15 protein-coding genes are annotated in these 14,988 nt (G+C 41.5%); 2 read left to right on the top strand and 13 right to left on the bottom strand.

The features are described 5' to 3' along the window. Window positions 1-206: 206 nt before the first annotated feature. The 3 genes from mraY to QFZ77_RS22540 form a co-directional block, all read right to left on the bottom strand. Window positions 207-1,166, bottom strand: coding sequence for a phospho-N-acetylmuramoyl-pentapeptide-transferase (gene mraY / locus QFZ77_RS22550; RefSeq protein ID WP_307442823.1), 960 nt, complete (start codon window positions 1,164-1,166; stop codon window positions 207-209). Window positions 1,167-1,841: 675 nt separating this feature from the next. Beyond that, window positions 1,842-2,042, bottom strand: coding sequence for a DUF4177 domain-containing protein (locus tag QFZ77_RS22545; protein WP_307442821.1), 201 nt, complete (start codon window positions 2,040-2,042; stop codon window positions 1,842-1,844). Window positions 2,043-2,147: 105 nt separating this feature from the next. Continuing rightward, on the bottom strand, window positions 2,148-3,518 hold the full coding sequence (locus tag QFZ77_RS22540) for an aminotransferase-like domain-containing protein (RefSeq protein ID WP_307442820.1): 1,371 nt from the start codon (window positions 3,516-3,518) through the stop codon (window positions 2,148-2,150). Window positions 3,519-3,693: 175 nt separating this feature from the next. Between QFZ77_RS22540 and blaOXA the strand changes: the two genes are divergently transcribed. Next, the gene (gene blaOXA / locus QFZ77_RS22535) at window positions 3,694-4,491 is read left to right on the top strand and encodes a class D beta-lactamase (RefSeq protein WP_307442818.1); all 798 of its coding nucleotides are present in this window, start codon (window positions 3,694-3,696) and stop codon (window positions 4,489-4,491) included. A gap of 385 nt (window positions 4,492-4,876) precedes the next feature. On the opposite strand, the gene QFZ77_RS22530 is transcribed toward blaOXA, so the two are convergent. The 4 genes from QFZ77_RS22530 to QFZ77_RS22515 form a co-directional block, all read right to left on the bottom strand. Further along, the gene (locus QFZ77_RS22530) at window positions 4,877-5,950 is read right to left on the bottom strand and encodes a reverse transcriptase domain-containing protein (protein ID WP_307449747.1); all 1,074 of its coding nucleotides are present in this window, start codon (window positions 5,948-5,950) and stop codon (window positions 4,877-4,879) included. Then, window positions 5,911-6,198: a hypothetical protein gene (locus QFZ77_RS22525; RefSeq protein ID WP_307442816.1), complete on the bottom strand. Its 288-nt coding sequence runs from the start codon at window positions 6,196-6,198 to the stop codon at window positions 5,911-5,913. Before QFZ77_RS22525 ends, QFZ77_RS22530 begins: the two co-directional genes overlap by 40 nt. Window positions 6,199-7,558: 1,360 nt before the next feature. Then, window positions 7,559-8,233 (bottom strand): aspartate/glutamate racemase family protein, encoded by a 675-nt coding sequence (locus QFZ77_RS22520; RefSeq protein ID WP_307442815.1) that lies wholly within the window; start codon window positions 8,231-8,233, stop codon window positions 7,559-7,561. Between the two features lie 156 nt (window positions 8,234-8,389). Further along, on the bottom strand, window positions 8,390-8,938 hold the full coding sequence (locus tag QFZ77_RS22515) for a DUF3221 domain-containing protein (protein WP_307442814.1): 549 nt from the start codon (window positions 8,936-8,938) through the stop codon (window positions 8,390-8,392). Between the two features lie 596 nt (window positions 8,939-9,534). Here QFZ77_RS22515 and QFZ77_RS22510 point away from each other — a divergent pair. Then, window positions 9,535-10,077: a hypothetical protein gene (locus tag QFZ77_RS22510; protein WP_307442812.1), complete on the top strand. Its 543-nt coding sequence runs from the start codon at window positions 9,535-9,537 to the stop codon at window positions 10,075-10,077. A gap of 343 nt (window positions 10,078-10,420) precedes the next feature. On the opposite strand, the gene QFZ77_RS22505 is transcribed toward QFZ77_RS22510, so the two are convergent. From QFZ77_RS22505 to msrA, 6 genes are all read right to left on the bottom strand, one after another. Then, window positions 10,421-10,849 (bottom strand): organic hydroperoxide resistance protein, encoded by a 429-nt coding sequence (locus QFZ77_RS22505; protein WP_307442810.1) that lies wholly within the window; start codon window positions 10,847-10,849, stop codon window positions 10,421-10,423. 330 nt (window positions 10,850-11,179) lie between these two features. Then, complete coding sequence (locus QFZ77_RS22500; RefSeq protein ID WP_307442809.1) at window positions 11,180-11,425, bottom strand: hypothetical protein; 246 nt, start codon at window positions 11,423-11,425, stop codon at window positions 11,180-11,182. 69 nt (window positions 11,426-11,494) lie between these two features. Beyond that, the gene (locus QFZ77_RS22495) at window positions 11,495-11,884 is read right to left on the bottom strand and encodes a WecB/TagA/CpsF family glycosyltransferase (RefSeq protein ID WP_307449744.1); all 390 of its coding nucleotides are present in this window, start codon (window positions 11,882-11,884) and stop codon (window positions 11,495-11,497) included. 327 nt (window positions 11,885-12,211) lie between these two features. Beyond that, window positions 12,212-13,105, bottom strand: a complete 894-nt coding sequence (locus QFZ77_RS22490; protein WP_307442808.1) for an SDR family oxidoreductase — start codon at window positions 13,103-13,105, stop codon at window positions 12,212-12,214. A 272-nt stretch (window positions 13,106-13,377) separates the two neighbouring features. Then, on the bottom strand, window positions 13,378-13,767 hold the full coding sequence (locus QFZ77_RS22485; protein ID WP_307442806.1) for a DinB family protein: 390 nt from the start codon (window positions 13,765-13,767) through the stop codon (window positions 13,378-13,380). 64 nt (window positions 13,768-13,831) lie between these two features. Then, on the bottom strand, window positions 13,832-14,842 hold the full coding sequence (gene msrA, locus QFZ77_RS22480) for a peptide-methionine (S)-S-oxide reductase MsrA (protein ID WP_307449741.1): 1,011 nt from the start codon (window positions 14,840-14,842) through the stop codon (window positions 13,832-13,834). Between the last annotated feature and the right edge of the window lie 146 nt (window positions 14,843-14,988).

Here is a 14,988-nt window from a genome sequence, read left to right as displayed (position 1 = left end):
ATTTTTCAGATGTACAAATTCAGCAAATTGGAATCTGTTTAACTACTAACCTCCAAAACAAAATTAAACATACGTTCTGCATTAGTGCAATAACAATTGACTTTAATCTATTGACTCATCGACTGGCTTATCCGTGGATTACTTGATATCATCGCAGCAGTAAGGGATTTGCCCAATCCGAACGGGACTTAGATGCTTTACATTTATTATTCTAAAAACATAAATTTCCATAACAACAAACATATCAAAGTAGATACCCATGAAATGAAGCCAAATATCATAACAATTTTGTTTTCACTCCAACCATATTTCAGGCTAAAATGATAGTGGATAGGTGCCATACGAAAAATACGAAGTTTGGTTTTTTTATAGTACCAAACCTGTAAAATAACTGATAGTTGTTCAGATAAATATATAAAAAATAAGATGGGAATTAATATCTCAACTTTTTCAATTATAGCCATAAAAGCTAAAGAACCACCAATAGCCAAAGAACCAGTATCACCCATAAAGGCTCTAGCAGGATATATATTATAGAAAAACAATCCTAATAAACAACCAATCATTACCAATGAGAATGTTTGAACGCCTATTTTGTCAGAAATTATAAAGAAGAAAAAATATGTTGGAATAGCTACAGAAATAAGTAAACCATCTAATCCATCGGTAAAATTAATCGCATTTGCTGAACCGACAATAAAGAGCACCATTATTATTAAGTAAAATAGAAAGGGAAGTTTTAATGAATAATCACCAAATATTGTTATGTTCGGACTAAGGGAATATGTACTAATCAGATACCAAAGGAGTACACCAGTAAAAGTAAACTGAAGGACTAGCTTTGTTTTTCCTGAAACACCAGAAGGGTCTTGAAAATAAGCCTTTTTAAAATCATCAATAAACCCTATTATGCTGAATAAGATGAAGGTGGTATTAAGGAATAATGTTAATGGGTCTGGTCTGGTCAGAGTGGTTACTAATATGCCTGTTAAAAGTACAAGACCCGCCATTAACGGAGTTCCACGTTTGGCTTGATGGTCAGGAGGTAATTCCGCTCTAATTGGTTGGGTAAGTTTTAACGTCCGTAGCCCCCAAATAAGAATGGGACATAAAAGTGCGACCATAAAAAAGGAAAGTGTAGAAATACCTAAGGTTGATTGTAGCATGATTATCCCCTATCGTTTTTTGTACAGGCATAGGATATTATTCATTAATTTATTGGACAAATATTCCTGTAGAGGAAGTTTAATTTTTTCAGTCCTCCTTTTAATATTCGTTTAACAACTCTTACGGCTTTCTCGCAATAACTTAATGTTACATGAAAAATATGAATAAAAAAAAGAGAAACTTCAAAGGAATATATTTCCTATTTTATTGACGACTTTCTCTCAATCCCGAAACTATGCCATGATTCCTACACGTTCTCAGAGCATAAGAAAAGCATCATCGTTTGATGATGCTTAGTTAGTCGCTTGATTGTGCCTTAAATGAAACTTCTCTTTTATTCAAACAAACCTTTGCATATCACATCATCCTATATTGTTTTAAGCAAACCAAATTAGATCGAAGTAGACTGGTTAGCCAAAAAGTTTAAAATTTGCTTCTCAGTTTCCTCTGTTTCTTCAGAAACTTCATCTCCACACGCTCAATAAATTCAGGTCTGAAAATCGTATCTCACATTCCTCATCGCGAAGCTATTCTGCATTATATTAATGGTTTCAAGTTATAGACGTTTTGTGTATGGAAGAAGTTAGTATATGTGCTTGCTTTTTATTCCACTATCCTGCCCTTTAGCCTAACGAGGCTACCGTGCGATCCGCGGCAGCCTCGTGGGTAACTAGTTACTCATTTTGAATAACCCGTTCAAAAATAATTTCATAATCTGTCGGTTTTCCATGACCATTATAATGTGTCGGTAAAACCTGCACTAATCTCCAACAGTCTTTCGCATGTTCATCTATTGTGTCTCGATGTGTTGCGGATGAGAAAAATCCACCTAATGAAGTTTCTACATATTTGTACTCGTACAGGCTTAGCTCCACCCTTCATTCAGTATGCTTTTTAATTACGAGTTCTTGTCAATTAACGTTTCAATTATCCTGCCCGTTAGCTCAACAGGCTACCGACCTGCCATCAACCTACACAGATTAATTGGAGCTATGGGAAAACAACGATGTCGTATTCAACAACTCCTTGATACCATCAGCAATTTTTTGGACTCCGATGCCGATCATTTCCTCCTCCACTTGAGAAACACTCAATCGAATTAACGTTTCTTTTTCAAATTCAGGAAGATACATCTTTTTTGCGTCGTCCAAGTATACATTTTCCTTGTTCATATGCGTAATAAATTGCTTTGCATTCAGTGGATTTGGTAACCTGATTGTCGAGTAAAAACCGGATAGGGAGCCCGAATATGCAGCGGAAGGCGGCAAGTACTCTTTATAAGCTTTTTGCAATAATGTTGCTTTGTTGCTGTAGATCGACCTCATACGTTGAATATGAGCCTTAAACATACCGCTTTTAAGATAAATTTCCAGAGCCCCTTGTGTGAGCACCGGTGTATGTAAATCCGTAGCAAACTTGGCGCGTAAGAACGACGCTCGCAAGGAATCCGGAATAACCGCGAGACCCAGTCTCAAACCAGGAAGCATCACTTTGGAAAAGCTTTTGGTATAAATGACTCTTCCTGATGGATCGTAAGCAAACATGGGGTCCTGCTTCATGTTGGAATCAAGGTCCCCCATGTAATCATCTTCGATGATATAGACGTCGTACTTTCTAGCCAACTCCACGATTTTCCGTTTCTCCGCGTTCGAGTAACTATATCCGGTTGGATTTTGAAACCTTGAGACCGTGTAGAAGAACTTGATATTTTTGAATTTGAACAGATTTTCCAAGCGCTCCATGTCTATTCCCTTCGAAGTTATTTCAACCCCGAATGCCGTGACTTCTTGAAGCTTGATTGATTCGATTAAGCTGACGTGAGTGGGCTGTTCGACACAGACATCTCTTTTTCCGTTGGGGAAAGGAAGCATAACAAACAGATGGAGTGCTTGCTGCGAACCGGAAACCACGCATATTCTTTCGGGTACAGTAAAAACCTGAAGATCTTGCAAATGCCGGGCTAGCTCCGCTCGCAGCGAATATATCCCTTGGATATCCGAATAAGTGAACATCTCTTCTTTATATACTTCAATGGCTTGATTGATACAGTGTTGATAATCTCGATAGGGCATCGCATTCTTGTCAGGACCGGCCGATAGAAAATCAATGGTTCTCGCATCCATCTGACCGGGTTTACGGGAATGATAACGTTCCACAACATAATAACCACTCTTGGAAACGGAATAGATCATATGCTTCTTTTCCAATTCGGAATAAGCTTTTATGATCGTGTTATTACTACATGAGAACTGATCGGCCAGAGCCCTGATAGACGGCAGTTTGTTCCCCGGTTTTAATTCGTCTTCCTCGATTTGTTTTTCAATATAGTTCATGACCACGGCATAGATCAATTTGTTCGCTCCCCCTTCTATCTGTACAGGTACAAACCAAGAAAAACTTGATTTACAAGTTATACCGATTTAAGTAGACTCATGGTTACAAGATGCATGTTGGATTGGGGACCGTGTTGTTCGATGGCCATCGAAATCTTTCCCGAAAAATTTGATACTAATAGGAGTGATGTAAATGAAGAGGTTAAAAGGTCTTTTGTTTTCTGTTGCTACTCTACTTACTGCCGTATTCATCACGTTCACGACGAATGCCTATGCAGATCCGAAGATCATCACTCTTGAACTGGAAGATGTCTTCCATGCTAACCAAGGGACTCTAGTAATCAAAAACCTGAAATCAGATAAAGTATATGCTTATAATCCGGAAAGAAGCAAGGAGCGATTCACCCCGGAGTCAAGCTTTAAAGTTCCGAATGCGTTAATCGGACTGGAAGTGAAAGCCGTAGCCGATGAATACGACATTAAGAGATGGGACGGTGTCGAGAGAGAGTTCCAGGTTTGGAACCGTGATCATACGCTGGGTTCCGCCATGAGACATTCTGCTATTTGGTATTATCAGGAGTTAGCCCGCGATATCGGCAAAGAAACTATGGAGGATTATCTTAATCAAATTGATTACGGCAATCGAGACATAACAGGTGGAATCGATACCTTCTGGCTGAACACCAGCTTAAAGATCTCCGCTCAGGAGCAGGCAGCATTTATGGAAAAACTGGTGGAAGAGGATTTACCTTTTCAGAAAAAAACAATGAAGACGGTCAAACGAATCATGATCGATGATGAACAAGACGAATATACCGTACATGGCAAAACAGGTACAAGATTGTCGGATATGGGCTTGGGATGGTATGTAGGATATATTGAAACAAATAAGGATACCTGGGTTTTCGCGACTAATGTAGCCGGTAGCGGAACGAAGGCAAAACAGCTGACGATGGAATCCTTGGAAAAAATGAAGATCATCAACGAGTAAATGCAATAAATAAAAACGCCCATCTTCCTTATATCCAGGAAGTGTGGGCTGTTTACTACGGAGCCTTCTTGTATATGGCGTAATTGCTGTATAGCTGTGAGAGTATGAGTGTCAAAGCATACTTTCTTGTACCCCGTTTAATCACCCCCCGGGTTGACTGACTTGCTTCCATACGACTAAGGACTTCCTCAATACAAGAAAATATAATAAGCGTTCACTCCATAGAGTGAACGCCTAATTTACTTCAAACTATCGGTAACAATAGGTAAGCGTTTGATGCTATCTCCAGCTTTTTCTTCGGGTAGAGAGGCCACCCAACTGGTGGCCCGAACCCCCACAGAACCCGGCGTGCGGATTTCCCGCACCGGGCTCTTCAGAAATGGTTTCACAGCATGGCGTAAGATTTTATCCGATCAGACGGGATAAAAATCTTCGGTCGCAACAGTGGAAACTTCAACTTTAGTTGATCGAATTTCTCCCAAGATACATAACTTTTCTGGCTTCGACTGCTTAGCATTCGTCTCCAGTAGTTATCAGTTGCTTGGTACACTTTGATAAGGCACCTTATGTTACCTGTCATACCGTAATATGCATAGTGTCCTCGCAATATTTGGTTAACCTTAGCTGCTTGGGTCTTCATAGGTTCATGACGAAATGTCCTCATGGTTTCCTGCACTTTCCCAATACTTCGCTTCAATCGCTTCTTCTCTGTTTTACGTCCCACCATAAAATTACCTTTCTGGTTTCGCGTGCAATAATGCGTAAATCCTAGAAAGTAAAGCGTTTCTGGCTTTCTCTTACTCTTTTCCTTAGCATGTCTGCTTGCAAACCGTCCAAATTCAATTAGCCTGGTTTTGCTTGGTTCTAGTTGGAGTTTGAATTTGCAGAGCCTTCTCTCAAGTGCTTCCTGAAATCGGATAGCGTCTCTTCGGTATTGGAAACAGACAATGAAGTCATCAATATATCGTATAAGATAGGCTTCACCTTTTAAGCGGGGTTTTATCGCTTTCTCAAACCAAAGATCCAGCACGTAGTGTAGATATAGGTTACTTAATAAAACACTGATCGAGCCTCCCTGTGGAGTTCCTTCTTCGCTAATGTGAATGACTCCGTCTTCTAAAACGCCGACTTTAAGCCAACGCTGAATGAGCCGGAGGATTCGCGGATCACCAATCCGATGTTCCACGAATTTCATCATCCATTCATGATTTAAGCTTCCGAAGAAGTTCTTAAGGTCTGCCTCGAGTACCCACCCTACTTTCTTTCCGCTTATGATCTCGTTTAACGTCGCGAGAGCGTTGTGTTGCCCTCTCCCCGGTCTACCTCCGAAGGAACAATTCAAGAAGTCCTGTTCATAGATGGCAGATAGTACCTCGGCTGTGCATCGCTGTAATGCGCGATCAGCTACAGCCGGTACGCCTAACGGCCGCTTCTCCTTTTTCCCGGTTTCGGTATCCAGACTCTACGTACAGCAGGTGGGCGGTAGCCCTTTCGATGGATGGTTGTGAGCATTTCATCTCCCCAGACCTCAAAGGTTTTCATAGCTTCCTCTTGAGTAATTCCATCTACTCCCGGTGCTGTTCGTTTGGGAATGTGTCGTAAGCAGTCCCAGATTCGTTCTTTAGAAATATGGTGAGTAAGAGAAGTAAATTGAAGTGACGCATTTTCTCGTGCTTTTGCTGTTATTCTTTCCAATCCCGTTGTCATGGCTAGGTATTCCCTTCCGTTGTATGAAGGCCTGAGTCCTCCCTTTATATTGGAGCCCATGTTGCCTTAGAAAGATTCCATTTCTGCTGACCGCTTCCCCATGTAGTAGGCTCTCCCTACCTCGGAGTACTATCAGTCAGTAAGACTTCCGGCAAGTCATCAAGTCTCCCTCGCTTTGTAGGCTTGTTCAAACCTATCCGCACATTGGTACGGAAACCGCCGGATCTCCCTTGTTCCCAAGAAACCCGTTGGTAGCATGCCGTAGGTACGAACCCCGGAAGCAACAACATTTCCTCACCATTAACGGAAATATTGTTTCTGCCTTCTCCATAACAGGATAAGATCGGCTGCTTCGATTTCGTGTATTTCGGGGCTAATTGTCCTCTTCACTTGATTCCGGCCTACTCACTTCCTGTCTACGCTTCGTCGTACACGTTACCATGCACCACGCAAGACTCGGTGCAGAACTGCTGGTTAGGCTTTATCCTGGTCGCCTTCTCAGGCAACACGTGTTTCTTGAGCTTTCAAGGCGCAACCTGTCCCACACGGAGCGTGCTAATTTCCCAGCACTCCGCGTTCCCTCTAACTGACTTTACTAGATCATAAGTTCCTCGTTACTCAAGGATATGGACCGTTAAGTCATCCTAGTAGCTTGCACTGTGGCATCCATTGATGTCCCCACGTTCCTACCTGATCGGTGCAATTCACGCTTGGAAAACAATCTTTCTTTTCAGTTAGACTTGGGGCTGTTCCTCCACTCCCATTACAGGAGTTTCACCAGTCGTGCCCCTGCCCTCACAAGGATTAATGTATTTCGGCATGTGCCTTATAACAACCGTTTTGGGTAACAGCCCTTGTTGCAACGTCCCTTGCTTTCCAAGTCCCTTACATCCTAGCTATTCTTTCTGGACTTAGGTGCTTCCTCTAAGCCTGTGAGACCAATGCCGCCATTGTTCAGCATAGTGTATTTCATAGGAAAAATTCTTACTCTACGCCGCTCACCACATCGTTTGATGGTGCATATGTTTCCATATGCTCTAACTTTAGACCTGTATATTCGGAAGTTCGTCAGTTCAGTCTGTTTGAACATTCTCACCATATCCAGTTTTTCAGCCGCGCGGCATATCCGTTGGCATACCTTTTTTTTTAGAATGGCTCCAGCCTTCGTTCTGCCGAATCTACCTGTACTTCACACCATATGACCTGTTAGTCATGAAGCGTGCAGGAGTATTGGCGGGATGGTTTCGGGATACATGGTTCCGTCATTCCCATCCTCGGTTGTAAAGTTAAGATTACTCATTGTAATCTCCTGCTTTTCACGCTGTTAGGCGCTTATAGCAGAACTTGTCATACTTTTCCGTTAGCTGAATAAACCTTGTAAACTCGATTCAATATGGGTTACTAATGTTTTCAATGGATTTCCGATTTTCACACCACCCATTTCACACTCAATTTTTTCGGCAGTTTCGACCATAGATAATTGAGCGACAGAGACGATCTTGTTTTGATTAGAGATAAGCAAACCCTTAATATAATTAGATAATTCGTTTACATATTGCTCTTTTTTCCCCTGCATTATTAGCTCGAATGTATTCTCTATGATTTGTACGTCGATATTAATTGGTTTAGCATGTGTAGTTGCAAATTCATTAAGCCTTTTCATCGTTCCTTCGACTGTTGCTGGATTAGTAAATAGTAGTACTTGTGGCTCTGTTTTACTGCAAACATAATGGAAAAACGGCTCGTCAATTTTTATGATAGGAATTGATGTCTTAAGTTGTTCATCGTCGAGAAGAGCAATGTAGTTAGTACATGTAATTAGAATTGCATCAACCTTGGTACTGGCTATCCATTCAATCTGCTCATTTACTTTGTTTTGGGCTTTTGTTAAATCAAAAGTTTCATCTGATGCGATTCTACTCATTAAGCCTGGGTCGACAAAGTGTACTAACTCCAAATCATTTGAAGCAATAGCTTTTTGAATATACTCAATATTAGAGTAGTGGGCATGCAAACAACCAATCTTTCTCTTCACTTAATAACCACCCCACTTAAATTTTCCTTATACTATCAGATTATTCTTTTTTTATCCAGAATAATTTGTTATAGATTTCTGCTCGTTGCATCAATGATCAGAAGAGGAACCGCGAGCGAGCCCTCCGCTCAACTATAGTTCTGCGTTAGCTTAATGTTATTTATCTGGAACTTGTATACTATGCTCTTCAATTGAACCATCCGTAAGAATTGCACTTTTGTATCGAATAGTCCAAACCGCTGATTTTTCATCATAAATCACATTTTTGATAACAAGTATTTTTACACTTGAAATATCCTTATTTATAAGTGCTTTACGTATTACTTCCTCTTGAGATAAAGTTGCTTTTTTAGGTTTATATATTTTGGAAATGTTGACCTTCGTCGCCTTTCCTCCAGCTGGGTAAGAAGCAGCCAGAGCACCTTCAAACCATACATTAACGTATTGTCCAACCTCTACATCTTGGGGCATATTTGAAACCCATATTGCATCGTAGAACTCTTTTATCGTTTGATTTATTTCTTTACTTATCGGACTAACCACTAAGGCTCTTTGATTTTCAAGCTTGGTAATATAACCTACAAGTTCCGCTGAACTGGATTTATTAGTTTCCGCTAATGGAGATTGCTTAGGTTCGACTTTGTTGTTACAAGCATTAAGAAAAAGTGATGCTATTAACAGGAATAATAAACAAAGTTTTTTCAATTGATAACCTCCTTTACGTCTTACATAATAGACGTTTGTAATCATTTTAAAGGTTGCAAAGTTTTTTCGCTATCCTGCATAGTTTGTTGAGCAAATCTGCCCGTTAGCCGTTCATGCAGCGCAAGACCAGCGCTGCACCACAGAGGATGAAAATGGATAAAATCTGTCAATACTTCTACTATGGCTTGGAGAAGAAGGTCTATAAACTATGGTGCCATTAGAGCCCAACCGTTAGTCTGACTCCAACCGTCACGGTGCATCACAGACTGTAGCACCCAATATGGGTAGCACTTATGAGAGATTAATCCTTTTTGACTGGTTGCACCAGCCTTACCTTTGTTTTTCGAAGAAAGTCGCTTTACTACCACCCAACTCCATTATGATCGAGCAGAGGCTCAGCCTTTTTTTAAAAAGTGTTTTCCTGGGTCTGCTTTAATTTGCCGTTTTTTAAGAACCAGAGCTTTTTAATTTTCATGGGAGTTTAGAAATCGGCAGCCATTCCTTTGGCGATAATAAACCAGTCGACATTAGGATCGTAACCTAAGGGGGAAATATGGTATGGTGGTGATGAGATAACTTTTGCTGGAGGGTTGCCATTGAAACGACTTACGGGTATTTCACGACTTGTAGCTATGATTGGCGCTTTGACTGTCATGGTTGTGATTGCAGTTATCATTTGGTATCATCGTGCAGACCCGTTGAATGATAACGGTTTGACCGTATATACGGACCCAGTCGGCAATTTTAAGGTTTATACCATTGAAGTTGTCAATAGGAGCGAATCGGATATCGACATTCAAAGCGTGACTGTCAATAGCGAGAAGATGCCGAATCGCGTTCAACTTGGCATTACCTATAATTCCGGCCGCCTTGTGCAATTTTTGGGGGATCAGACAGACCCTGCGACTAAACTTATGGATTTGCATGACGCTTCTATCCAATCGCAATTATCCGATCAAGAGATTCGAACCATTCTTGCAAGTAAAGTGAATTCGAATAAGCAAACACCCATCCATTACGGAGTCGTCGTTCGGTACGACGAAGAGCCCCTTCAAGAAGTCACGATTCGGTATACCTACCTAGGTTTTACCAAAGTAAAACGTGTTACCAAATGGTTCGACTTCGGTGAAACTCCATAATGCCACAAAGTAATGAAGCGTTGCGGTCTGATGTTCATTGCAAATTAAGTATTACACTGGATGGCCATTTAACAAGACATAATTCGAACTAACCTGCCCTTTAGCTTAATCATTAAGGTCACTGCAATCCGTCGGGAATGAGATAATGTTCTTGTCACACGACAAGAAACTACATAGGGTTTGTGTCACAATCAAGCGGTCCGCTTATTCTTTACTCCCTACCCCATAAAACGAAAAAGCCACAAACTCGTTTTATATCAAAAAAACCCATGTGAAATGAACTCTCACTCAGATGGGTGCGGCAGTGCTTTATAGTTGCTATTCTCATCGGTTTGTGTGCTGATTAACCAACTACGTTAGTTACTACTTCGATATTGCCACGGGTTGCTTTGGCATATGGGCAAACCAGATGGGCTTCCGCGACGATTTCCTCAGCCACGCTTGTTTCTACGCCACTTATAGTGATGTCCATATTCATGGCTAGTACATAGCCGTCGCTCGCATCCTTGCCAAGCGTAACATTAGAAACGATTGTTATACCTTCCGCTTTAATATTCTTTTTTCTAAGAATAGTACCCATCGCACCTTCAAAGCATGCGGCAAATCCTGCGGCGAAGAGTTGTTCTGGGTTTGTTCCAGCTCCGTTACCCCCTAATTCCTTAGGATATCTCAAGTCCAAGTTAAGATTGCCATCGTTGGAAACAGCTTTGCCATCTCTTCCGCCTTTAACGTTTACAGTAGCCGTATACAATTTCTTTTCCATTTTTACCATTTCCGAAACTCTCCTTTTATTACTGGATTATTTTATACTTTTTGTGCGCTGATAAACCAACTGCGTTCGTTACTAATTCGATATTGCCACGGGTTGCTTTGGCATATGGCAAACTAGATGGGCTTCCGCGAACGCTTTCCTCAGCCACTCTGGTTTATACGGCCTCTGATAGCGATGCCCATATTCATGGCTAGTACATAGCCATTCGCATCCTTAAATATAGTACCCATCGCACCTTCCAAGCATGCGGCAAATTATGCGGCGACAGTTGCTCTGAATTTGTTCCAACTCCAATAGCTGGTTTAACTACTCTACCGTAAATGGAGTAAATCAAATTTCGAGAGCTGTTTTTGGTTTACTTATTATTTTTTGTTGCAGCAATTGCAGCATTGCGGCGACGACGCCATTTTGATTGGATAAATGCACTGCAGCCGTGAGCATCAGCTCTCCAAAATTTCCGGTTTTCTTGAAGTTTTCTGGTACAGGCTCTTCCAGTCTCTCTTTGAACGTATTGTACAGATATTCGTGTTGTTCTTTCAACAGAGCGATCATCTCATCCCACGCAGGCAACAGCAACAGTTGCTCTTCATTCCTAGAACAATGCTTTCATTGCAAAAACGAGGCAAAATTAATTGTCTTCGCCATCTAGAAGGTTGATTTATTAATCGATAAAGCCAATTCACATTTAACTTCTTCTTTAACTGGTGCTCTTTTTACTGTCCCGGCAATGATATCGAGACTTCCTCCAACGCCAATAGCAATCCTAACATTTAATTGGTTTTTAAACTTATGTATCCAAAATTCAGCTTTTGGGGCTCCAAGTGCAACTACTAATACATCGGGACTCCAGGTCGTAATCTCATCTGCAATTTGCACCTCATTGTTCTGATCAAAAAAGCCATGCTGTCTACCCAAAATGGATATGTTTGGGTAAGTTTTACTTATTACTTCTGCAACCTTTTTACTAGTCATCTCATTCGCGCCCAGAAGATAAAACGACCAATTATTTCTATTCCCTTTCTTCAATAAATTGATTAAAAGATCACATCCGGTAACACGTTCGTGAAGTGGATTCCCTTTTAAACGGAGACCATGACAATACCGGCACCATCCGCGGTAAGGTGACCCGCCTCATCAATTATAGAGCGGAGCAGTGGATCATGTTGACAGGACATGGTGATTTCTGGATTTAGTGTTACCCCATGGAACAGTTCCGCTTTTTTCCCCACAATAAGCTGCCACGCGGTAGCTTATTGATAGGTTAAGCCCTGTTTCCGTTTCCCCCAGGCTTGTTATCGTATTCCCAATTTTTTATAGAAACTTAGTAGTCCTGTCAGCATTATCCGCTGTATGCTTAACGTTTTAACTATTCGTAATGGTACCACCGTTAACATGAATCATTTGTCCCGTTACATATCTGGAGTCGTCGCTTGCTAGATAAACATAAGCAGGGGCCAACTCCGCCGGTTGGCTGGCCCGTTTCATCGGAGTTTCGTAACCGAATGTCATGATTTCCTCAACCGTATACCCTGCCGATACATTCAGTGGTGTCCAGACCGGTCCCGGGGCGACACCGTTCACGCGAATGTCCCGATCAACCAAATTCAAAGCAAGCGAACGGATAAATGTTACAATGGCGCCTTTTGTAGCAGCATAGTCAATCGAATCGCTCTTCCCGAGATAGGCGACCCTGGATGTCGTGTTAATAATCGAGCTTCCCGGCTTTAAATAAGGCAGGACGGCTTGTGATAAGTAAAAGAAGGAAAAAATGTTCGTTTGAAACGTTCGTACCAACTGTTGAGGATTTATCTGTTCGAAGCTCTTTTGAATATGCATTTCCGCACAATTGTTTACGAGAATGTCGATTGACCCGTATGTGTTCAGCGTCTTATCTACTACAAACCGGCTAAAACTTTCATCGCCCAAATCGCCAGCGATCGCCAAGCATTTACGCCCTAATTGTTCAATGCGTTGTTTCGTGTTTTCGGCATCCTGATGTTCATTTAGGTAAACAATGACGAGATCTGCCCCCTCCTTGGCAAATGCAATGGAGACCGCTTTGCCGATACCACTGTCCCCGCCGGATACGATAGCTGTTTTTCCCGCCAGCTTCCCGCTTCCTCGATAGTTGGGGTCTTCCGAAACTGGTAGCGGCACCATCATCCATTCCAATCCTGGTTGAAACGGCTGTTGCTGCGGCGGGAATTGGATTGGAATCATCTCGACTTTTTTAATGTATCCATATACTTGTCGCATATGTTTCTACTCCTTGCATTCGGCATATATCAGTTTATGCTCTGAAAATCACTTAGGCTACACAAATTAAACGGCACCATCCTGTATAGGACCGTGCCGTTCCTGAACATCTTAAAAAGATGGAGATGAACCAAGAAACTGCCATTTCTCACCGCCATCTGTAGAACGATACAATTCACCTAAAGCATTATCAAAGATCCATAAGGTGTTGAGATCATAAGCGAAAATTGAAAAACTTACCTTATTCCGCCCCACTGAAGGTTGCTTGGCTGCTATACTTTCATAAGTCGAAATCTTACTTGTCCAGTTAATTCTTTCACAGACACTTCCAGTTTATCTTTCAACGTCTCATGTATCAGGTAACGTTGTTCTTTCAGTTGAGCGATTAATACCTCCCAGGTTGGCGGTTCTTCTGTCCAATCCGAAGTTTTGGTACGGTGTGCAAACAAGTTTTGATAGTTTTCCGGAAGAACTCGAGGTAAGTCTGCAAGACCAAACACATGGAACTCAGTAACGACAAGTACATGCCCGACATGCCATAGAAGGTTAGTTTTAAAGCCTGCAGGCACAACTTTACGTTTGTCTAATGGAGATTTGTTAACTAAGTCAATAAATGCGTCTTGTTGTTTGTTAAATGAATGGAACATAAATTCTTCTCTCATGTATAACCCCTCCAGATTGAAGTAATTGTAATTATTTTCTTACCTTATATGAAAACCGAACTCATCATGACTGTTCATCAAAAAGCTTGACATACGCACCGTAGCCTCTTTCTTCAAGTTCATGCTTCGGTATAAATTTTAAAGCCGCAGAATTAATGCAGTATCGTACTCCCGTTGGTTTGGGACCGTTATTGAACTTGTGGCCAAGAAAGGAATCGGCATTCTTGCTTTTAACCTCGGGAGCTACAGACACAAAGCCATAGCTATTTTTCACAATCAGATTGTTGGGCTCCAGTGGTTTTGTGAAATTTGGCCAGCCTACACCTGCATCAAATTTGTCCTTCGAGCTAAACAGCGGCTCGCCGGAAACGATATCCACGTAAATGCCTTGCTCGTTGTTGTCCCAGTATTCGTTGTTAAATGGCTCTTCGTCCACCCCATGTTGAGTGACCTCATATTGGAGTTTGGTCAGCGTTTTCAGCTTTTCTTCCTTATTAAAACCTTTTTGAATGTTCACGTTTCTGTCACTCCCCCAGATTCTTTCTAAGCTTGCATCGCGGCCGGAGCCGAGCAAATTGATTTTGAAACTGATCGGGTTATTCATGAAAAAGTTTTGATGCTCTGCTTCCGCCTTGTAAAACGTCGATTCAGATTCAATCTTCGTTATAATCGGTTTTTTGAACCTTTCTGAAGCTACTAAAGCATCTCTAGACGCCTCAGCCAACTCCTTTTGTTCATTGTTTTTATAAAATATGGCGGTTTGATATTCGCAGCCGCGATTAGCAAATTGTCCCTCTGCATCCGTTGGATCAACGTTTCGCCAGAAAATTTGCAGTAGTTTATCATACGAAATCTGATTCGGGTTATATCGAACTTCCACCGATTCGAGATGTCCCGTAGTTTGAGACCCCACTTCTTCATAAGTAGGATTTTCCTTATGGCCTCCCGTATAGCCGCTTTCAACGCCTAACACACCATCAAGCTTCTCAAATACCTCTTCCATCAACCAGAAGCAGCCACCTGCAAAAATAGCCGTTTCGTCTGGCGTGTTCGAAATTTCATTCGTTGTTGTCATCGCATCTTGAGCTTTCACGATGTCTTTTTTGTGATTTGAACTGAAAAAGGAGTAACCAAGAAAGACAAGCAGAGTTATGGACAGCGCCAATAATTTGCGGTTTGTTACCTTCATGTTCCCTTACACCTCCGCGGTACATATTGGGA

The sequence above is a fragment of the Paenibacillus sp. V4I3 genome (assembly GCF_030817215.1).
Lineage (GTDB): Bacteria > Bacillota > Bacilli > Paenibacillales > NBRC-103111 > Paenibacillus_E.
This window is presented reverse-complemented; position numbering and strand designations above follow the sequence as displayed.

Bases quoted from the DNA above. Each gene is read 5' to 3' on its own strand.
- QFZ77_RS22525 (WP_307442816.1), bottom strand. From the start codon at position 6,198: ATGACAACGGGATTGGAAAGAATAACAGCAAAAGCACGAGAAAATGCG.
- blaOXA (WP_307442818.1), top strand. From the start codon at position 3,694: ATGAAGAGGTTAAAAGGTCTTTTGTTTTCTGTTGCTACTCTACTTACT.
- mraY (WP_307442823.1), bottom strand. From the start codon at position 1,166: ATGCTACAATCAACCTTAGGTATTTCTACACTTTCCTTTTTTATGGTC.
- msrA (WP_307449741.1), bottom strand. From the start codon at position 14,842: ATGACAACAACGAATGAAATTTCGAACACGCCAGACGAAACGGCTATT.
- QFZ77_RS22490 (WP_307442808.1), bottom strand. From the start codon at position 13,105: ATGCGACAAGTATATGGATACATTAAAAAAGTCGAGATGATTCCAATC.
- QFZ77_RS22485 (WP_307442806.1), bottom strand. From the start codon at position 13,767: ATGAGAGAAGAATTTATGTTCCATTCATTTAACAAACAACAAGACGCA.
- QFZ77_RS22505 (WP_307442810.1), bottom strand. From the start codon at position 10,849: ATGGTAAAAATGGAAAAGAAATTGTATACGGCTACTGTAAACGTTAAA.